The 19266-nt window shown below is 41.6% G+C and carries 19 protein-coding genes; 15 read left to right on the top strand and 4 right to left on the bottom strand.

The window, feature by feature from the left end; genetic code table 11:
- Positions 1 to 15: 15 nt before the first annotated feature.
- The 9 genes from nrdR (at position 16) to OM33_RS13555 (ending at position 8993) form a co-directional block, all read left to right on the top strand.
- Positions 16 to 465: a transcriptional regulator NrdR gene (gene nrdR / locus OM33_RS13595; protein WP_038642469.1), complete on the top strand. Its 450-nt coding sequence runs from the start codon at positions 16 to 18 to the stop codon at positions 463 to 465.
- 4 nt (positions 466 to 469) lie between these two features.
- Positions 470 to 1591: a bifunctional diaminohydroxyphosphoribosylaminopyrimidine deaminase/5-amino-6-(5-phosphoribosylamino)uracil reductase RibD gene (gene ribD, locus OM33_RS13590; RefSeq protein ID WP_038642467.1), complete on the top strand. Its 1122-nt coding sequence runs from the start codon at positions 470 to 472 to the stop codon at positions 1589 to 1591.
- Between the two features lies 1 nt (position 1592).
- A complete protein-coding gene (locus OM33_RS13585) occupies positions 1593 to 2252 on the top strand; it encodes a riboflavin synthase (protein ID WP_038642465.1) in 660 nt (219 codons plus the stop codon).
- Positions 2253 to 2276: 24 nt separating this feature from the next.
- Entirely contained in the window at positions 2277 to 3389 is a 1113-nt protein-coding gene (gene ribBA, locus OM33_RS13580; protein ID WP_038642463.1) for a bifunctional 3,4-dihydroxy-2-butanone-4-phosphate synthase/GTP cyclohydrolase II, read from the top strand.
- A gap of 97 nt (positions 3390 to 3486) precedes the next feature.
- Positions 3487 to 3951 (top strand): 6,7-dimethyl-8-ribityllumazine synthase, encoded by a 465-nt coding sequence (gene ribH, locus OM33_RS13575; protein ID WP_010561687.1) that lies wholly within the window; start codon positions 3487 to 3489, stop codon positions 3949 to 3951.
- A gap of 9 nt (positions 3952 to 3960) precedes the next feature.
- Positions 3961 to 4374, top strand: a complete 414-nt coding sequence (nusB, locus tag OM33_RS13570) for a transcription antitermination factor NusB (RefSeq protein WP_038642461.1) — start codon at positions 3961 to 3963, stop codon at positions 4372 to 4374.
- Between the two features lie 34 nt (positions 4375 to 4408).
- Positions 4409 to 5377 (top strand): thiamine-phosphate kinase, encoded by a 969-nt coding sequence (thiL, locus tag OM33_RS13565; protein ID WP_038642459.1) that lies wholly within the window; start codon positions 4409 to 4411, stop codon positions 5375 to 5377.
- A gap of 11 nt (positions 5378 to 5388) precedes the next feature.
- A complete protein-coding gene (locus OM33_RS13560) occupies positions 5389 to 5859 on the top strand; it encodes a phosphatidylglycerophosphatase A family protein (protein WP_038642457.1) in 471 nt (156 codons plus the stop codon).
- Between the two features lie 14 nt (positions 5860 to 5873).
- Positions 5874 to 8993, top strand: a complete 3120-nt coding sequence (locus OM33_RS13555) for a diguanylate cyclase domain-containing protein (RefSeq protein WP_407681040.1) — start codon at positions 5874 to 5876, stop codon at positions 8991 to 8993.
- Between the two features lie 67 nt (positions 8994 to 9060).
- Here the strand turns inward: OM33_RS13555 and dxs are convergent, their stop codons facing one another.
- The 3 genes from dxs to xseB all read right to left on the bottom strand — a co-directional run bounded on the left by dxs (position 9061) and on the right by xseB (position 12128).
- Entirely contained in the window at positions 9061 to 10926 is a 1866-nt protein-coding gene (gene dxs / locus OM33_RS13550; RefSeq protein ID WP_038642456.1) for a 1-deoxy-D-xylulose-5-phosphate synthase, read from the bottom strand.
- 69 nt (positions 10927 to 10995) lie between these two features.
- Positions 10996 to 11853 (bottom strand): (2E,6E)-farnesyl diphosphate synthase, encoded by an 858-nt coding sequence (gene ispA / locus OM33_RS13545; protein ID WP_234402740.1) that lies wholly within the window; start codon positions 11851 to 11853, stop codon positions 10996 to 10998.
- Between the two features lie 41 nt (positions 11854 to 11894).
- Positions 11895 to 12128, bottom strand: coding sequence for an exodeoxyribonuclease VII small subunit (xseB, locus tag OM33_RS13540; RefSeq protein WP_038642454.1), 234 nt, complete (start codon positions 12126 to 12128; stop codon positions 11895 to 11897).
- Between the two features lie 235 nt (positions 12129 to 12363).
- Here xseB and pomA point away from each other — a divergent pair, with 235 nt between their 5' ends.
- A complete protein-coding gene (gene pomA, locus OM33_RS13535) occupies positions 12364 to 13125 on the top strand; it encodes a flagellar motor protein PomA (protein WP_038642453.1) in 762 nt (253 codons plus the stop codon).
- 3 nt (positions 13126 to 13128) lie between these two features.
- The gene (locus OM33_RS13530) at positions 13129 to 14040 is read left to right on the top strand and encodes a flagellar motor protein MotB (protein WP_038642452.1); all 912 of its coding nucleotides are present in this window, start codon (positions 13129 to 13131) and stop codon (positions 14038 to 14040) included.
- Positions 14041 to 14129: 89 nt separating this feature from the next.
- On the opposite strand, the gene OM33_RS13525 is transcribed toward OM33_RS13530, so the two are convergent.
- Positions 14130 to 16184: a TonB-dependent receptor gene (locus tag OM33_RS13525; RefSeq protein WP_038642451.1), complete on the bottom strand. Its 2055-nt coding sequence runs from the start codon at positions 16182 to 16184 to the stop codon at positions 14130 to 14132.
- A 120-nt stretch (positions 16185 to 16304) separates the two neighbouring features.
- Between OM33_RS13525 and OM33_RS13520 the strand changes: the two genes are divergently transcribed.
- The 4 genes from OM33_RS13520 to OM33_RS13505 all read left to right on the top strand — a co-directional run bounded on the left by OM33_RS13520 (position 16305) and on the right by OM33_RS13505 (position 19240).
- Positions 16305 to 16574 carry a hypothetical protein gene (locus OM33_RS13520; protein WP_038642450.1) on the top strand — a complete coding sequence of 90 codons (270 nt, stop codon included), beginning with the start codon at positions 16305 to 16307 and terminating at the stop codon, positions 16572 to 16574.
- Positions 16567 to 16893, top strand: coding sequence for a hypothetical protein (locus OM33_RS13515; RefSeq protein ID WP_038642448.1), 327 nt, complete (start codon positions 16567 to 16569; stop codon positions 16891 to 16893). Before OM33_RS13520 ends, OM33_RS13515 begins: the two co-directional genes overlap by 8 nt.
- Positions 16890 to 18509 carry a PepSY-associated TM helix domain-containing protein gene (locus OM33_RS13510; RefSeq protein ID WP_038642447.1) on the top strand — a complete coding sequence of 540 codons (1620 nt, stop codon included), beginning with the start codon at positions 16890 to 16892 and terminating at the stop codon, positions 18507 to 18509. The genes OM33_RS13515 and OM33_RS13510 overlap by 4 nt, the downstream gene beginning before the upstream one ends.
- A 248-nt stretch (positions 18510 to 18757) precedes the next feature.
- Positions 18758 to 19240 (top strand): hypothetical protein, encoded by a 483-nt coding sequence (locus OM33_RS13505; RefSeq protein WP_052141013.1) that lies wholly within the window; start codon positions 18758 to 18760, stop codon positions 19238 to 19240.
- The last annotated feature ends 26 nt before the right edge of the window (positions 19241 to 19266 follow it).

The raw sequence follows: 19266 nt of genomic DNA, 5'->3' as shown, positions 1-19266 counted from the left end.
ATTTCGAGGAAGTTTATGCATTGTCCATTTTGTACAGCTAATGACACTAAGGTAATAGACTCACGTTTAGTCGGTGGTGGTCATCAGGTGCGTCGTCGTCGCGAATGCAATGAATGCCATGAACGTTTTACTACTTTTGAGGGCGCAGAACTGGTAATGCCCCATGTAATTAAACAAGATGGCAGTCGCGAACCGTTTAATGAAGACAAACTGCGCAATGGGTTACGCCGTGCACTCGAAAAACGCCCTGTTAGCACTGAGCAAGTCGAAGAGGTGGTGCATCAAATAAAATCACAACTCCGTGCGACAGGTGAGCGTGAAGTAGCCAGTAAAACAGTGGGTGAATTTATTATGGAAGCGCTGAAAAAACTCGATAAAGTGGCCTATGTACGCTTTGCTTCCGTATATCGCTCATTTGAAGATATTAAAGAATTTGGCGAAGAAATTGCGCGTTTGGGTGAATAAATAAATGTTGGATAGTCGTTTTTCTGAACGTGACCATTTTTTTATGTCACGTGCTATCGAACTGGCCAAGCAAGGTCGTTTTACCACAACACCAAACCCTAATGTGGGTTGTGTTCTAGTTAAAGATAACCAAATTATAGGTGAAGGCTTCCATATTCAGGCAGGTGGTCCTCATGCTGAGGTGCATGCGCTGAAAATGGCTGGCGATAACGCCAAAGGCGCAACTGCTTATGTTACGCTTGAGCCGTGTTCGCACTATGGTCGTACACCGCCATGTGCTGAAGGCCTAATTAACGCAGGCGTTAGCCGTGTAATTGCCGCCATGGTTGATCCAAATCCAGAAGTCGCAGGTCGCGGTTTAAAGATGCTCGAAGATGCCGGAATTGAAACCGATTTTGGATTACTAACCAATGAAGCTGAAGCACTCAATTTAGGCTTTTTAAAACGTATGCGTACCAACTTGCCATATGTACGCTGTAAGCTTGCTGCTAGCCTTGATGGCAAAACTGCATTACATAATGGCGAAAGTAAATGGATCACTTCCAGTGAATCGCGTCGTGTTGTGCAAGCACTTCGCGCTGAAAGCTGTGCGGTGCTCTCGGGTGCCGATACTGTGATTATCGATAACGCGAAATTAAATGTGCGCTTTGATGAACTCGATGAGCTAGACGCAAAACACAGTACTCGTCAGCCAGTGCGTGTAATTATTGACTCACAAAACCGTCTCACACCTGAACTCGCGTTATTTCAGCAAGAATCTAAAATTATTATTGCTCGCACAAAGCTTGATAATTCGCATACTTGGCCGCATTTCGTTGAACAAGTAATAGTGAAAGCTACAAATGACAAAGTTGATTTACCCGCATTAATGGCAATGCTAGCAGAGCGAAGCATCAACTTAGTCTTGCTCGAGGCTGGAGCAACCTTGGCTGGCAAAATGTTTGAAGCAAACTTGGTGGACGAACTTGTGTTGTTTATGGCGCCCAAACTGATGGGGCACACTAGTAAAAGTTTAATCAATTTGCCAGCGTTTGACGCCATGTCGCAAGTTCCAGAACTTGAAATTAAAACCCTTAAGCATGTAGGGCAGGATATTTGTCTACATGCATTGGTAAAAAGAAATTAATATGTTTACAGGCATTATAGAAGCAACCGGTACGGTGGCTGCAATTGAAATGATCTCCGGCGATATGCGCGTTACCATTAACTCCGGCAAACTGGACTTAAGCGATGTTAAATTGGGAGACAGTATTGCTACCAATGGCGTGTGTTTGACGGTTATCACCTTGACAGGTCACGGTTATATTGCTGATGTATCTAAAGAAACACTGTCTCTAACAAACTTTGAAAACTACCAAGTTGGGCAAACGGTTAATCTTGAAAAAGCCTTAATGCCACAATCGCGTTTAGGCGGCCATTTAGTCTCGGGCCATATTGATGGCATTGCGACCGTAACGCGCGTTGAAAAAAATGCCCGCGCAACAGAATACTGGCTCAGTGCGCCATCTCAATTACTTAAATACATCCCGTACAAAGGTTCGGTCTGTATTGATGGTATTAGCCTTACTGTAAACGAAATAAACAATAACGAATTTAAGCTAACTATTGTGCCGCATACCGCAGGCGAAACCACCATAAGTGGCTTTAAAGTAGGTAGCAAGGTGAATTTAGAAGTGGATCAGCTTGCGCGCTATTTAGAGCGTTTAATGATGCCACAACACGAATCAAAACCGACAAGCACTCTCACTCATGAGCTTCTAGCGCAAGCTGGCTTTATGAACCGATAACCAGTCGCAAGCAAAGGTAACAAAATGGGTTTACACACTGCAGCAGAAATTATTGAAGATATCCGTCAAGGTAAAATGGTCATTCTAATGGATGACGAAGACCGTGAAAATGAAGGCGACCTAATTATGGCATCTGAGCATATCAGTGCAGATGCAATTAATTTTATGGCGACGCATGGTCGCGGTTTGATTTGTTTAACACTAACACAAGAGCGTTGTCAGCAGCTTAACTTACCGCTAATGGTAAGCAATAATGGCGCACAGTTTTCGACCAACTTTACAATGTCAATTGAAGCGGCAAAAGGCGTAACAACGGGAATTTCAGCTGCAGATCGTGCACGTACAGTGCAAGCGGCTGTTGCAAAAGGCGCAGTGCCTGAAGATATCGTTCAGCCAGGTCATATTTTCCCAATTATGGCGCAACCGGGTGGTGTATTAACCCGCGCAGGACATACTGAAGCTGGCTGTGACTTAGCACGTTTAGCTGGATGTGAGCCATCGTCAGTAATCGTAGAAATTCTTAATCCAGATGGCACCATGGCGCGCCGTCCAGACCTTGAAGTATTTGCTAAAGAACACGGTTTAAAAATGGGCACCATTGCCGATTTAATCGAGTACCGTAACTTAAATGAAGCCACGATTGAACGTGTAGCAGAATGTAAGCTACCTACAGAGCACGGTGAGTTTGACCTAATCACCTATAAAGACACCATTGACGGTGAGCTTCACTATGCGATGAAAAAAGGCGACGTTAAAGAAGACGATGCAACCTTAGTACGTGTTCATCTACAAAGTACCTTTAACGATATTTTGCTTTCAGATCGTGCATCTGATCGCAGCTGGACCCTTTCGGGTGCGATGAAATACATCGCTGAAAATGAAGGTGTATTAGTTATTTTAGCGAAACACGAAAATCCTGAAGATTTAGAAGCGTTATTTAAAGCGTTTGAAGCGCAAGACAAAGGTGAAAGCCCAAGTGTGCGTAAGTTCCAAGGCACCTCGCGCACAGTAGGTGTTGGTTCACAAATTTTGGCTGATTTAGGCATTCACAAAATGCGCCTAATGAGCATGCCGAAAAAGTATCATGCAATTTCAGGTTTCGGGCTTGAAGTGGTTGAATACGTTGAGCCGAAATAAGCTTAAAAATAAGCCTAAAAAAAATTAATTTAGTATGATAAAATCCGCGCCTTTGCGATTGCGCGATAAATGAATTAGCCAAAGAGAAGGGCATAAAATGAAAGTGATTGAAGGTAAATTAAACGCTCAAGGGAAAAAGTTTGCTATCGTTATTTCTCGCTTTAACGATTTCATTGGTAAAAGCTTACTTGATGGTGCAGTTGATACCTTAAAGCGTATTGGTGATGTAAACGATGACGATATTACTGTTGTTTACGTACCAGGTGCAGTAGAGCTTCCTTTAGCAGCTAAGCGCATCGCAGCAAAGAAAGAATTCGATGCAATCATTTCACTTGGTGTGATTATCCGCGGTGGTACACCGCACTTTGACTTAGTTGCGAACGAGTCAAATAAAGGCCTAGCAAGTGTATCGCTAGACTATGATATTCCTGTAGCGTTTGGTGTTTTAACAACAGAAAACATCGAACAAGCCATTGAGCGTGCAGGCACCAAAATGGGCAACAAAGGCGGCGAAGCGGCTCTTGGTGCACTAGAAATGGTTAACCTGTTAGAACAAATTTAAGGGTACTTAATGAAACCAGCAGCTAGACGTAAAGCCCGTAAACTGGCATTACAAGCAATTTATTCATGGCAAGTAAGCGGTAATCCGGTTGCAGATATCGAACAACAAATGCTTGTTGAAAACGATGTAAGCAAAATTGACGTGGATTACTTTAAAGACTTAGCACGTGGTGTTGCCGTAAATCACAAGGCGTTAGATGAAGCTGTTAAGCCGCATCTTGATCGTCCTTTTGAAGACATCGACTTAATCGAAAAAGCGATTTTGCGTCTATCTTGCTATGAACTTAAGTTCCGTGAAGACGTGCCTTATAAAGTTGCTATCAACGAAGGTATTGAGCTAGCAAAACTATTTGCTGCTGATGATAGCCATAAGTTTGTGAATGGGGTATTAGACAAAACCCAGAATCAGCTTAGAAAGAAATAATTGGAGAGCCGGCTTTAGGCCGGCTTTTTTGTGCATGCAAGAATTTGAATTAATCTCTCACTTTTTCAAAGGCCGCGGTGTCGCTCGTAAGGATGTGTCACTGAGTATTGGTGATGATGCGGCATTGATTAACGTGCCAGAAAACTGCCAGTTGGCTGTGACCACAGATACCCTTGTTGAAGGGGTTCACTTTTTTAACGATATCGACCCAAAAGCACTTGGTTACCGCTCACTTGCCGTAAACTTAAGCGATCTTGCGGCGATGGGCGCAGAACCAGCTTGGATTTCCGTGGCATTGACACTACCAAAAGCTGAGGCGCAGTGGCTGGAACAGTTTACCCAAGGAATGCACGAAATTGCGGAATATTACAATGTACAAATTGTTGGTGGTGATACAACGCAAGGGCCACTAACAATTAGCATTTGTGCTAAAGGCTTTGTGCCTAATGGTTGTGCGTTAACGCGAAGTGGTGCAAAAAATGGGGATTGGATTTTTGTTACTGGCTCTCTAGGTGATGCTGGCCTTGCCATCGATAGCAAATATGGCAAAGTCACACTGACTGAACCGCAATTCAATGCTGCCAATAAAGCATTTGATTTTCCAACTCCGCAGGTCGCGGCAGGGCAAATGCTACGTTGCAAAGCAACTAGTTGCATTGATATTTCCGATGGTTTGATAGCTGATATTGGTCACATTTGCCAAATGTCCGGTGTCGGCGCTAAATTGTTTGCCGAAAACATTCCGCTAGCGGCAACGGTTAAAGCGGTGTTGCCACAAGAACATGCGCTAAATTATGCTTTGACCTATGGTGATGAGTACCAATTACTGTTCACTGTGCCGGAAGAGCACAGAACAACCGTTGAGATGACATTGAAACAATATGGTGTTGAGTTAAGCTGTGTTGGTCAAATTACAAACCACGTTGGAAGTGTAGAATTAACGCTAAATGGTAAACCTTTTACCCTTGAACAGGCTGGTTTCGAACACTTTAATGATAAGTAGTAGGAGTGTGCGTGGCACAATTTAATCTAAAAAAGTTTTCACATTTTTGTGCTTTAGGTTTTGGCCTCGGACTGGCTCCTAAAGCGCCAGGTACGTTTGGCACATTAGCAGCAATTCCATTTATTATGATGACAATGACGGCGCCTTTATGGTTACAGCTTGTTGTTGCTATTGCGATATCTGCAATTGGTATTTGGTTTTGTGAAGTAGCAAGTCGTGATGCTGGTGTACACGATCATCCTTCAATTGTCTGGGATGAAGTTGCCGGTTTTTATATTACTATGATAGGTGCGGCGATTTCGTGGCAAACCTTGTTGGTTGGCTTTATCTTATTCCGCTTTTTCGATATTGTTAAACCTTGGCCAATCAAGTTGCTCGATAAACACGTAAAAGGTGGCTTTGGCATTATGGTGGACGATATTCTCGCAGGAATATTCTCCTTACTATGCTTACAATTAGTGCTTTATTACGGGCTAATTTAATAATGAGATAAACCGTGCTGTTTCGCTTAATACTGTTATTGACCTTTGTACTTTTAAGTACCTTCAAATTTGCTTACGCATCATTAGATGATTATGTGGTGAAGCAGTGGCACATTCAGCACGGACTCGCATCCCAATCGCTTAAAAATATTGTGCAAGACCAGCAGGGCTATTTATGGATTGGCTCACAGTTTGGTTTGAGCCGTTTCGACGGTAATCGCTTTACCAATTTTAATGTTAATAACAGCGACTTCCTGCCTAGCAATGCAATAAACAGTTTACTGCTCGATAATGAGGGTTTCTTGTGGATTGGCACGGACAATGGATTAGTAAAATTTAGTCCCAGTGAATTGAGCTTTGAGCGCTTTAGTTTAAACGGTCCAGTCCGTGATATTGCGCAAGATAATAACGGCCGTATTTGGATAGCATCAAACAGCCTCTACCTTTATTCCAATCAAAAACTTAATACAATTTCGCAATTGCTGGGCGTGAGTGACACTAATAATAATTTTAGTAATAAGCGCAATGCCCTTGTAAAACTCATTGGTGAAGTACGAAAAATGGCACTTTCACCTGACGGTATTTGGCTGATTAACGATCGCTTTTTATTGCGTTTACAAAGCTTAGCAAACGCCCGAACAGGTAAAATTCGGTTTGAAATCACGGAGCGAATTTCATTACCGCAACGCCTCGCGCAGTCTGTACTGTATGATATGGCTTGGCTTGAAGGTGACTTATTTATTGCTTCCGAAGTGGGTGCTTACTTTTTAGATATTGACCAAGAGTTAAGACCTTTCTCGTTACCTTACGCAAATAATGCCACTGTTTATAAATTTATGTATGACTCGGATGGCTCGCTTTGGGTATCCACTAAGGGACGTTTGCTGTATCGCGATAGTAGCGGTGTTTGGCAGTGGATTGAACCGTCAGATCTTGAACAAACAATCTGGTTTTCTGATATTTTCCGAGACCAAGATGACAATATTTGGCTTGCAAGTTTAACCGAAGGTTTGTGGCAAGCGCGTCCAAGCCAAGTAAAACGACATCGCGATAGTAAAGGGTTAAACCAGCCCGTTACCACATTAAAATTTGGTCAAGATGACCAGCTTTGGCTAGCAACAAACAGTGGCATCGGCTATCTCGATGATAAAGATAAGTTTCATATTGAGATAGCAGCAGCAAAATTAGGTGGGCTTACAGTACATGATTTGCACTTTCAAGGCTCGCGCTTATTTATTGCTACAAACCGCGGTGCTTTTGTTTACGACAATAAAGAACTTCGCAAACTTGATGCTGCGGCACTGCGTTCTACTGCAGTGTTTGCAATTGAAACTGCGGAGCAAGGTGGCTTATGGCTTGCCACCGACAGAGGGCTGTATCGATTAGCATTTAATGGGTTACGTTCGTTTGTTTATAACTCATTTCTAGACAGTAAATACATCACGTTTATCAATCAGCAAAATGGTAACGGTTATTTAGGTACTTCGCGTGGCGCGTACTTTTTTAATGAGCGAGGTATTGAACGCCTAGCGATGGGCAGTGCGCTAGCTGAATCAAATATTAGCTTTATTCTTCCGGTTGACAGCAAGCTGTTTGTTGCCACACAAAATAATGGGCTTTTTTACCGCAATGATAAACGCGTATGGCGACAGTTAGATGTGTCAAGTGGCTTACCTTATGGCCCTATATTAAGTTTATATTTTGATGATGCATTGCAACATCTATGGGTGAGTACTAGTAAAGGTGTGTATCGATTACCAATCAAACAATTTGATGATGGCGCCGATTCGTTGCAAGTAGAGCAAGTCATTTCTCCATATAATAAGCAGTTAGATGGTAAAACCAGCCAATGTTGTTCTGGTAATGCGTTAGGTGCAATTGCCAGTGTTGATTCAAGCTTGTGGTACCCGAGCAAATCTGGCTTAGTTGAAATCCCAACAAATATTCGTTTGTTTAATGAAAGTGACATCAGACCCATTATTGAAACCGTTACTGCTGACAACGGCGGCGATAAGAATGTCTACCCGGTACCTGAACTTGATACCCTTATTTTGAATACTGAAGAGCGAAACTTAACCTTGGGCTACACCGCGATAAATTACCAAACAGCATCAAATATTGACTTTCGATATAGGCTTGTTGGGCTTGATGGCATCTGGCGTGAAGCTAATAATAGCCGCGAGGCTAACTATGCCAATCTACCTGCGGGTAAGTTCGTTTTTGAGCTACAAGCTAAACGTCCGGGTCAAGAATGGACCAATGCAGATACCATTTCACAAACCTTAATCATTCCAAAAGCATTTGATGAAACAGTGATTTTTCGTCTTATTGTTGTGATGTCATTTATCCTTGCTTTGTATATTGTGTTTCTGTTTTACCGCAATCAAGAACGTCGTAAACAAGAAGAATTAGAACGTTTAGTAGAAACACGCACACAAGCACTGATTTCTGCGAACGAACAACTTAATAAAGCGAATGATCGATTAAAACTAGTTAGTCACTCAGATGAATTGACAGGCCTTCGTAGTCGTCGCTTTTTGTTTGACCAATTGCCTAAAGATATTGAGCATTTCCAAAGTAACCGAGAAAGCCTTGAAATTCAGGGTAAATGTATGGCGCTACTGATCTTAAACTTGGATAAATTTAGCCATGTAAATGATGTGTTTGGTTCGTTTGCCGGGGATAACTGCCTGCAACAAATTGCTTCAATGCTAACAGAGCAAGTGTTAGGCGCTGACTATGTGGTGCGCTGGAGTGGCGATGAGTTTCTTATTCTATTAAGGGATATGCAAAAAGGCGCTGTGCATCAGTTTGCACGCAGCATTAGCCATCAACTTGCAGAACAAGAGTTTGTTATGCCTGATGGCCGTAAAACCAAATTGACCGGTTCAGTAGGCTGGGCGTTTTATCCATTGCCATTATTAGGTGGGCAGATAATTAGCTGGGAAACCTCCATTAAAATTGCAGATATTGCGCTGCAAAAAGCGAAGGCGAAAAAACCAGGCAGTGTTGCTTACTTTAGCTTTTCAGAGAATATCGACGCATTTGAATTTGAAGACAGTGAGCGTATTGCCATGCAACTTGAAATGCTATTGGAAACAGAACAAGCTAAGTTGCATATTTCAGAAATTTAAAATGAGTGTCAGGATTAAGAGTTCAGATTTCAGAAAGTTTCTGAAACCTGAACTCTAATAGGAGAGGCTACTTAGAAATGTAGTCTTTGATACTTTGTGCAATACCGTTGGCATCTAAGCCAAGTTCAGCATGCATTTCTTGTTGCGTACCGTGTTTAATAAACTCATCTGGTAAACCTAAATTAAGCACCGGCATGGTTAGCTTTTCAGCCATGATAAACTCATTAACTGCAGAACCTGCACCACCCATTAACGCGTTATCTTCAAGGGTGACAAGTGTTTTGTGTGTGGCAGCAAGGTGTTTAATTGCATCGCCATCAAGTGGCTTAACAAAGCGCATATCTAATAGCGTTGCATCAAGTTCTTCAGCCGCTTTCTTTGCTTCGTCAAGCAAGGTACCAAAACTTAAAATAGCGGTTTCTTTACCTTCGCGAATTACTTTCGCTTTACCAATTTCAAGTGCGGTCATTTCAGCATTTGGTAAAATATCGCCTGCACTACCACGTGGGTAACGCACGGCACTTGGTCCTTGATGAAGGTGGCCGGTATAAAGCATTTGACGGCATTCATCTAAATCACTTGGCGCCATTATCACCATATTTGGAACGCAGCGCATAAAGCTCAAGTCGTAAGCGCCTTGGTGAGTTTCACCATCAGCACCAACGAGACCTGCACGGTCAATAGCGAACATTACCGGTAAGTTTTGCAGTGCTACATCGTGAATAAGCTGATCGTAGCCACGCTGTAAAAAGCTTGAGTAAATCGCTACCACAGGTGTTAACCCTTCACAGGCTAAACCTGCACCGAGTGTCACTGCATGTTGCTCGGCAATTGCTGCATCGTAATATTGGCTTGGGAATTCTTTCGAAAAACGAACCATGCCAGAACCTTCACGCATGGCAGGGGTAATAGCCATTAATTTAGGATCTTGTGCTGCCATATCGCATAACCAATCACCAAACACTTTGGAAAATGTCGGTGCACTTGGTTTTGATTTCGGTAAGCTGGTTGTACTTGGGTCAAACTTTGGTACACCATGATAACCGATAGGATCGGCCTCGGCTGGTTTGTACCCTTTACCTTTTTGCGTACGAACATGCAGTAACTGTGGCCCTTTTAAATTACGCATATTGCGTAATGTGTCGGTTAACATACCAACGTCGTGACCATCAATAGGACCAATGTAGTTAAAGCCCAGTTCTTCAAAGAAAGTACCTGGTATCACCATGCCTTTTAGGTGTTCTTCCATGCGGCTGGCAAGTTCTTTTACCGGGGGCATGCCCGAAAGTAACTTTTTACCGCCTTCGCGAATATTCGTATAAAAACTGCCAGAAAGAATACGCGCAAAGTGGTTATTGAGAGCACCTACATTTTCTGAAATCGACATTTCGTTATCGTTTAAGATAACCAACATATCGGGGTTCAAATCGCCTGCATGGTTCATTGCTTCAAATGCCATGCCCGCAGTCATTGCACCGTCGCCAATTACAGCCACAACTTTACGGTTCTGAGCTTCTTTTTCAGCTGCTAATGCCATACCGAGCGCAGCAGAAATAGAAGTGCTTGAGTGGCCAACACTAAACGTATCGTATTCACTCTCTTCACGGAATGGGAAAGGGTGTAAACCGTCTTTTTGGCGGATGGTGTGCATTTGTTCGCGACGACCTGTTAGAATTTTATGAGGATAAGCCTGATGGCCTACGTCCCAAATTAAACGGTCAAACGGCGTGTTATACACATAATGAAGAGCTACCGTTAATTCAACCGTTCCTAAGCCAGAAGCCAAATGGCCACTGCTTTGAGAAACAGAGTTGAGTAAGTAATCTCTCAGTTCGTTACTGAGCTCAGGCAAATTTTGTTGCGGAATATCACGCAGTTCTTCCGGCGTATTGGCTAAGCTTAATAACGGATACTTGCTACTATCAAAAGTCATGATGTTTTAAATTCTATCCTAAAAATACGTCGCCAATTTATTATTGTAAGTTATTTGGCGCACTAGGGATCAATGATCTCTAGCAATTATATATTCTGCAATGGCTTTGAGTCGACCTGTATCGGCGTCTATTTCTGACAATGCGGCGATTGCTTGGTTCACAAGATCATGCGCTTTGTCTTTGGCGCCTTGCAATCCAAGCAATGCGGGGTAAGTTGCTTTGTTTGCTTCAAGGTCTGAACCCTGCGGTTTACCAAGTGTTTGTGTGTCGCCTTCAATATCTAAAATGTCGTCTTGCACCTGAAATGCTAAGCCAATTGACTCAGCATAACGTGCTAATGCGCTAATCTCAGTATTTGTTGCATTGCCTGCCAGCGCGCCCATGGTAATGGCTGATTTTAACAACGCCCCTGTTTTTAGTTTATGCACACGCTCTAATTGTTCTAATGAAATAGCACGGTTCGTTGCATCAATATCTAACGCCTGACCGCCACACATACCAACCAAACCGGATGCATGGGCCAAAGTGTTAACTATTTTAAGCTGATTATTGGTTGAAGTGCCGATAAATTCGCATTCGGTAATTGTTTCAAATGCTAAACATTGCAGTGCATCACCCACTAAAATCGCGGTCGCTTCATCAAACGCAATATGACAGGTAGGGCGGCCGCGGCGTAACTCATCATCGTCCATTGCTGGCAAATCATCATGTACCAGTGAATAGCTATGAATACATTCAATGGCTGATGAGATGCGATTTAAGTCGTCTTGATGGGCGTTAAATAATTCGCCGGTCAAATACACCAAAATTGGGCGCAGACGTTTACCACCATTAAGTAAACTATAGCGACACGCAGCAACTAACCTCTCATCACTTAAATGCGCTGCAGGGGTTAGTTCAGTAAGGTTTTTTTCGATACGAGGCAAATACGTAGAAATAATGGATTCAACAGAGTTCAAATGACAGCCTACTGGTTAAAATCGACAAGTTGGGCAGTGTCGTTCTGTCCCATTAAAATTTGCACTTTTTGCTGCGCTTGTTCAAGCTTACTTGAAGAGGCTGACGCTAATGCAATACCGCGTTCAAAATGTTTTAGTGCGGTTTCTAGCGGCAAATCTCCGCGTTCCATTTCATTTACTATGTTAGATAGTTCAGAAATGGCTTCTTCAAAGCTTAAATTCTCTGGTTTTTTGCTCGCCATGGGATACCTGTCACGCAATTATCATAAAGAGGCCTAATTTTATGGTTATTGACCGGCTAATTCAATTTAACTTGCTAAATAGGCAAAATAATTTCACTAATACTTTTATATCCCTTGCCGATAAATAAAAGTAAATTATTATAATAGTTACGATATCTTACGTTTTAGTAAGCATATTGAGCCTCAAATTTAAAAACCCAAACATGGTTTATAAGCATTACAACTGGGAGTCAAAGTGGATTTAGCAACGGTTATAGGCATTGTCGGTGCAATAGGTTTTATTGTAATGGCAATGATCATGGGTGGTGATCTCGGCATGTTTGTCGATGTGCCATCAGTATTAATTGTATTTTGTGGTTCATTGTTTGTTGTACTTTCCAACTACACCATGGGGCAGTTTTTTGGCATAGGTAAAGTGGCTGGTAAAGCCTTTATGTTCAAAATTGAAGCGCCAGAAGAATTAATCGAAAAATCAGTTGAGCTTGCAGATGCAGCGCGTAAAGGGGGGTTCTTAGCCCTTGAAGAAGCCGAAATTCCAAATCAATTTATGCGCAAAGGCATTGATATGTTGGTGGATGGCCATGATGCCGATGTAGTTCGTGCCACTTTGCAAAAAGATATTAGCTTGACCACAACGCGACACGAAGCCGGCGCAGGTTTATTTAAAGCGCTGGGTGATGTTGCACCTGCAATGGGTATGATCGGTACCTTGATTGGTCTGGTTGCGATGTTATCAAACATGGATGACCCAAAAGCAATTGGGCCAGCAATGGCGGTAGCCCTTTTAACAACGCTTTATGGTGCATTTCTTGCCAACGTAATTGCCATTCCTATTCAAGCAAAGCTTGAAAACCGCAAAGATGAAGAAGCGTTAAATCAAAAGCTTATTTTAGATGCGATTTTAGGTATTCAAGATGGTCAAAACCCCAAAGTAATTGAAGGTATATTGAAAAACTACCTTGCTGAATCTAAACGTGCTGTAGATACAGAGGGATAAGCTATGTCGGATGAAGCAGAAGAGTGTAAATGCCCGCCCCCCGGACTACCAGCGTGGATGGGCACCTTTGCTGATCTGATGTCGCTTTTAATGTGCTTCTTTGTACTGTTATTAGCGTTTTCAGAAATGGATGTGTTGAAGTTTAAACAAATTGCTGGCTCCATGAAATTCGCTTTTGGTGTACAAAATAAAATAGAAGTGAAAGACATACCTAAAGGTACTAGTGTAATCGCCATGGAGTTTCGCCCAGGTAAACCGGACCCCACACCAATCGAAACTATTCAACAGCAAACCGTTGAGATGACGCAGCAAATGTTGGAGTTCCAAGCGGGTGAAGAGGACAGCGCCGGTGGTAGGCAAGAGCAGCGCGGTAATCGTCGTGGTGGTGAATCATCTAGTACGTCTAAAGAAACTGCCAGTGAAGCACAACAAGAAAAAACCAATGAGCTATTAAAGAAAATTGCGCAACAATTAGAAAAGCAAATTATCGATGGAGCAATTGAGCTCGAATCACTGGGTCAGCAAATTATTATCCGTATTCGTGAAAACGGTTCGTTTCCATCAGGCAGCGCATTTTTGCAGCCGCAATTTAAACCTATTATTCAAGAAATCGCGGTATTACTTAACGATGTACCGGGTGAAATTACGGTGTCAGGTCATACTGATGATTTTCAAGTAAGTAATGAGCTTTATACCAATAATTGGGATTTATCCGCAAAACGAGCCGTGGCAGTGGCGACTGAAATGCAAAAAGCACCGTCATTTGATAAAGGCCGCATGGTGGTGATTGGTCGAGCTGATACACGGCCACTTGAACCAAATGTGGATGATGAGTCGCGGCGTAGAAATCGTCGTGTTGAGATTTCGATCATGCAAGGTAAAGCTAAAGAGTCGACGCCAATCGATTTACAGTAAACATAAACCACAGTTGATATAAAAAAGGCCTCATTACTATGAGGCCTTTTGCTTAGCTAATATTAACTTTGGATAGATAGTTAACTAAATTAGAAGCGGTAAGTTACCGAACCTCCTACAGTACGTGGGTCGATAATTGCAGCATAGCCATCAGGGTAGCGTCTACCTGGTGGTTCATACACTGTTGTTGCTTGTTTATCCGTTAAGTTGTTAATAAACGCATTAATCAGCCAATTATCTAACTCATAATTAAGCGAAACACGCGCAACGCTATAGTTACCTGCTAGACGTTCCTCGCTATTGGTAATTTCTCCATAGTAGTCATCAACATAATTGATCGAAGCACGTGCAGAAAGTGCATCTGTAAACCAGTAACTTGCGCCTAAATTGGCAGTAATACCTGGCGCTGAGCTTAGTTCATTGCCATTAATATGTTCGTACTCAGGACTGGAATCTTTAATTTCAGAGCGCATTAATCCAAGGCCTGCATTTACTTTAAAGTCTTGAGTTAGCATCGCGCTTGCCTCTGCTTCAAAACCAAATGTTGTAACAGCATCAATATTAGAAATTCGACGGTTATAGTCAGTTGCTTGGTAGTCTGAATAGTCGTTATAGAAGAGGTTTGCACTTAGGTTGATATTGCCACTGTTAAAGCTTGAACGTACACCCGCTTCAAACGTATTTACTGATTCAGAATCGTAGTAGTAATATTCACCAGCATACCAATCCAGTGCACCGCCAGCGCCATTATACCCTTTGCGCGCACTTACTGTTGCCGTTGTGTTGTTTGAAATTGCATACTGTAAAACTAGTTTAGGTAAGGTAATGGTATTTGCTTGGTCAAGCACTGACGCTTGATCCATAACAAAATCTCGATATTGAGACTCCCGTTCAACGCGACCACCGGCAATTAATGTGAAACCATTGGCAAACACAAAGCTTGCTTCACCATAAAGCGCTTTAGACTCACTTTCGTCATGACCATGATAAATCGAGCCTCCAATACTTTGATAATCTTGCTCACGTTCAAAATAGGCAAGTCCAACAAAACCATAAAATTGTGAATTATTTAGACCAAAACGCATTTTGCTATCAATGGTTAAGTTATCTTCATCAACAGTCAAGCTCTGTTGATTTGTAATGTCCACATCGTAGCTGTCAAAGCCCCATTGATAGTCCATTCCTGCTACTAATAAATCGAAGGCTATACTGTCTGAAAGCGTATAGTCTAGTTTTAAACTAAGTGTGGTTGAATCAGTATTCATGTAACGCTGACCGGTGGGAATATAATCCCATGGATTATTTGCGGTATAATATTTACGCCCTGTATCACCTTTTTCGTGGTTGTCAGAAACCGTGACTAAGGCTGAGAAATCCTTAACAGCGTCTGGTTCCCACAACAACTTTGCTTTTATTCGGGTAGTTTTTAATTCATTTAAATCAAAGCCTGGTTCATGTGTCTCGTAAATAACACTGTTGTCGAATGAGTCACCGTTAAGCAGTTGCCCAGTAAAGCGAAATGCCAGTTGCTCATCAATTAACGGGCCCGATACCATAACTGAACTATCAACATATTGGTTTTGATTACGATAACCTAACCTTGCAGCACCTTCCCAGTTGTAGCTTGGATCTTTGGTTTTTATGTAAATTAAACCACCTAAATTATTGCGACCGTTATTTGTTGATTGCGGTCCGCGAAACACCTCGATTTGTTCAATATCCCAAATGCCACTGTCGCCTGTTAAATCTGCCATAAAGGGTTCAGCTACACCGTCAATTAATGTTGAAACACGCGCACGAGCACCACCAGAAACACCGTTAAAACCAGTTGCAGAGCCATTGCCTGAAACACCACGAATATCCGGTACGGAGCCGGTAAGTGTTACCACGTTAGGAATTTCAGATACCGCTTGGCTAATGGTTATGTGTTGTAATGAACGCAATGTTTCTTCTGCAATAACTGACACACTCGAAGCTGTATCTTTTAAGGTGCGATCCGCTTTTTCACCGATCACAATAATTTTTTCTATTGATTCGAGAGTTTGATCATCTTCTGCTTTGCTAGCCGTTGAGTACAAAGAAGTTAAAACAAGTAAAGAAAGCGTGTGTAGTTTAAAATCACCAATCGTTTTATCGTTAGGCATTTGGGGTAATTCCTTTTTATAAGAGATTGAAAGTAGAGTTAAAAAACGATATTCTAAATGCAAATGATTATCATGTAAATTTCAGCTTATCTTTTATTCACAACACTCGAAGGGGCAAAAATGGATTATTTTTCTGTGCTGCCAATAGCAATAATGCTGTTAGCAGTCGCGTTGTTGTATTTTTCTAATAAACATCAAATGGTGTTTGCCAAAACGTGGCCTAAACAATTAAGGCCTGTTGCCTATCTGCTTATTATCGCGGCAATCACCACTATGGCACTTAAATTTGCACTTTCGGCAGCAATATTTATTAGTCTAATGGTGATTATGTTAAGCATTATTTTTCTGCCCACGTTCGCCCATTTAACTAAAGGAAAAACAAATGAGTGATTATGCAGGTAAGCAACAAATCAAATTGCAAGCTGATTGGTGGTCTAAAACCTTAGCGGGTATTTTTCTTGGCCTATTGCTGAGCTATGGCTTAGTTGCACTATTTGCGTGGTTTGGTCCAGACAATGTTAATCAAGCTATTTCAAATGAGCGTGCGTTATGGCGAGTACAATTTAATATGTGGTTAGTTGCGCCAATTTGGATGTGTGTGTTGTCGTTGGTTTACTTGTTTAGAAGTGGCAAGCAGGCATGGCTCAAACTGGGTTTTGCAAATTTAGTAATTTATGGCGTTTGGATGGCATTAAGGAGTGCGCTATGAAAATCAAAAGCGATATTTTAAGGACATACCAAAACGTACACACCTGGACAGGTATTGTTGCAGGGCTTTTTTTGTTTATTGGATTTTTTGCTGGCAGTATTACCATGTTTCGCTCAGCAATTGATGATTGGGCAACACCACCAAGTTATCAGCTACCACATACGGATTTAGCAAGTATCGAAGCCGCATTACCAAAAGTGCTCGCCAACTATCCTGAAGCACAAAAAGAGTTAGTGATTAGTTTTGATAATACGCAATCACCCTTTACTTGGTACACCCAAGGCGGTGGCCGCGGGTTGAGGCTTGATGACCAAACAGTGCACGCTACAGTTGATGAAAAGGGTGAGATAATTACTCATGATTCCACCGTAAATGAACTCTCTGGTTTGGTTGATATGTTGCATCGCACTGGCGGTATTTTAGGCGAAGTGGCAGGGCACCATATGTTGGGTGAGTTTATTATGGGTTTTGCTGCGCTTTTGTATTTTATTGCGTTAGTGTCTGGGGTCATTTTCTTATTACCCACATTAACTAAATCATTTTTTGCCCTTCGTAGCGCAAAAGGTGCCAATCGTTTTTGGCTTGATAGCCATAATCTAGTGGGTATTGCCAGTTTGCCATTTCATATCATTATTGCGTTTACCGCCGTGGTTTTTGCTTTTCACGATTTCTTCTATGCAGGGCTCTCACAAGTGTATGGTGATAATGAACTGTTCCCAAGTGATCCGCCTAACAAACAGGTATACACACTAGACCATTTACCAACGCTGTCAGATTATTTTGAAACAGCCGCAGCTTATGCGCCCGGTTATCAAGTAAGTGAAATTCGTTTGTCAGGGCTAAGTGGTGCGCGTGCCAATGCGGCGATTTCACTAGTAAACGAAAATGAAGTAATGCGCGGGCCAAATACCGATTTCATTTTTATGCACCCTTACACCCTCAATATTCAAACCAGCAGTATCTCAAGTGGTGATCAAGGTGTTTGGGTTAATGCTGTAAGCACTTACTTTGCGCTGCATTTCGGCAGTTATGGTGGTAACTTTGGCCGTTGGTTGTATTTTGTGATGGGGCTTGCGGGGGCATTTTTGTTCTACACTGGCAACTTACTTTGGCTTGAAAAGCGCAGGCAAAAGCAAGGTAAACAAACGAAGTCAGTACAATTTATGGCAAAACTCACCATAGGGGTGTGTTTGGGCTCATTACTTGGGGTGATTAGTTGTTTTGCACTCACTAAATGGCTAAGCATGACTAGCCTAAATATTAACCATGCCTACATGTGGATTTACTATAGCTGCTTTATAGGGGCGATTGTTTTAAGTTTTACAGTTGGTGCAGCAAAAGCCGCGATAAGCTTAATTAAAGTCAGTATTGTGGCGTGTTTACTGATACCACTAACATCTATTATTGCGCTATTTTTACCATCGCTTAGTATTTGGCCAGCAAGGGGAGTATCACAGGTTATAATCGAGCTTTGTGCGCTTTTGTGTGCCTTTATTTGCTTTAGAGCGCATCAAAAATGTGTAAAACGTTTTTACTCAGGTGAGAAAAATAGTATTTGGGCTCTTGCAAATCAACAAACACCTCCTATTGAAGCCTCGCTTACCGCCTCTAAATAAACTTGATATTTTTTAAACAAAATATGCATTAATACATTTGGTTAGACGCTTATTTGTAATATAAAGAAATAATTTTTCATTAAAAAATACTTGTGTTTTTTAGGATATTCAGTAATTTGTAAGGTGCCTTTTGGCAAAACAACTACAAGGAGATAATTATGAAAACAGTAGATAAATTTTCTTATATGCCAGGCACCGGTGGAACTGGTGGTGGTACTGATGATAATGATAAAAAATAGCATTAATTGATGTCTATTAAAGAGCTGCTTATAGCATTAGGCAGCTATCACACATTTCTAGTAATAGCTTCTTTTGTACTTCTTGTTTTATTAAAGCAAAAACAAGGAGCTGTGTTTGCGGGTACAACCGCAGCCTTCTTTTTACTCGCTAATTTTTATTTCTCCTATTTAATTGAGTGGGACTCAGGCAATTTATATCGTTACTTTATATGGCTTTTGCATGATGTAATTTGGATGGGGACCATTGCTTATTTAGGTTTAAAAGATAAAGTTTCTTGGCGTCAATCTGTACTTGGGCAGCTTTTTTGTATTCCGATTATTGGCTTAAATGCATTCCGAGCAATGGATATGGGCTTTAATAGCTTTAATTTTTCACTTGCACCTTATCAGTTTATTTACCCAGTATTTGAAACAGCTATTGTTGCACTCTGCTGGCTACCTATTTTTGTTTATTTAAAAAACAAACTATTTGCAAAACCACAAACCGCTTAATTCTTTATTAGCATTTATTCTGTAAT

Source organism: Pseudoalteromonas piratica, assembly GCF_000788395.1.
GTDB classification, from domain to species: domain Bacteria; phylum Pseudomonadota; class Gammaproteobacteria; order Enterobacterales; family Alteromonadaceae; genus Pseudoalteromonas; species Pseudoalteromonas piratica.
Note: the sequence above shows the minus strand (reverse complement) of the source record. Positions and strands in the feature narration are given on the sequence as shown.

Bases quoted from the DNA above. Each gene is read 5' to 3' on its own strand.
- OM33_RS13585 (WP_038642465.1), top strand. From the start codon at position 1,593: ATGTTTACAGGCATTATAGAAGCAACCGGTACGGTGGCTGCAATTGAA.
- xseB (WP_038642454.1), bottom strand. From the start codon at position 12,128: ATGGCGAGCAAAAAACCAGAGAATTTAAGCTTTGAAGAAGCCATTTCT.
- OM33_RS13520 (WP_038642450.1), top strand. From the start codon at position 16,305: ATGGATTATTTTTCTGTGCTGCCAATAGCAATAATGCTGTTAGCAGTC.
- OM33_RS13510 (WP_038642447.1), top strand. From the start codon at position 16,890: ATGAAAATCAAAAGCGATATTTTAAGGACATACCAAAACGTACACACC.
- nrdR (WP_038642469.1), top strand. From the start codon at position 16: ATGCATTGTCCATTTTGTACAGCTAATGACACTAAGGTAATAGACTCA.
- thiL (WP_038642459.1), top strand. From the start codon at position 4,409: ATGCAAGAATTTGAATTAATCTCTCACTTTTTCAAAGGCCGCGGTGTC.
- OM33_RS13530 (WP_038642452.1), top strand. From the start codon at position 13,129: ATGTCGGATGAAGCAGAAGAGTGTAAATGCCCGCCCCCCGGACTACCA.
- OM33_RS13515 (WP_038642448.1), top strand. From the start codon at position 16,567: ATGAGTGATTATGCAGGTAAGCAACAAATCAAATTGCAAGCTGATTGG.
- ribH (WP_010561687.1), top strand. From the start codon at position 3,487: ATGAAAGTGATTGAAGGTAAATTAAACGCTCAAGGGAAAAAGTTTGCT.
- ribD (WP_038642467.1), top strand. From the start codon at position 470: ATGTTGGATAGTCGTTTTTCTGAACGTGACCATTTTTTTATGTCACGT.
- OM33_RS13505 (WP_052141013.1), top strand. From the start codon at position 18,758: ATGTCTATTAAAGAGCTGCTTATAGCATTAGGCAGCTATCACACATTT.
- OM33_RS13525 (WP_038642451.1), bottom strand. From the start codon at position 16,184: ATGCCTAACGATAAAACGATTGGTGATTTTAAACTACACACGCTTTCT.
- dxs (WP_038642456.1), bottom strand. From the start codon at position 10,926: ATGACTTTTGATAGTAGCAAGTATCCGTTATTAAGCTTAGCCAATACG.
- ribBA (WP_038642463.1), top strand. From the start codon at position 2,277: ATGGGTTTACACACTGCAGCAGAAATTATTGAAGATATCCGTCAAGGT.
- nusB (WP_038642461.1), top strand. From the start codon at position 3,961: ATGAAACCAGCAGCTAGACGTAAAGCCCGTAAACTGGCATTACAAGCA.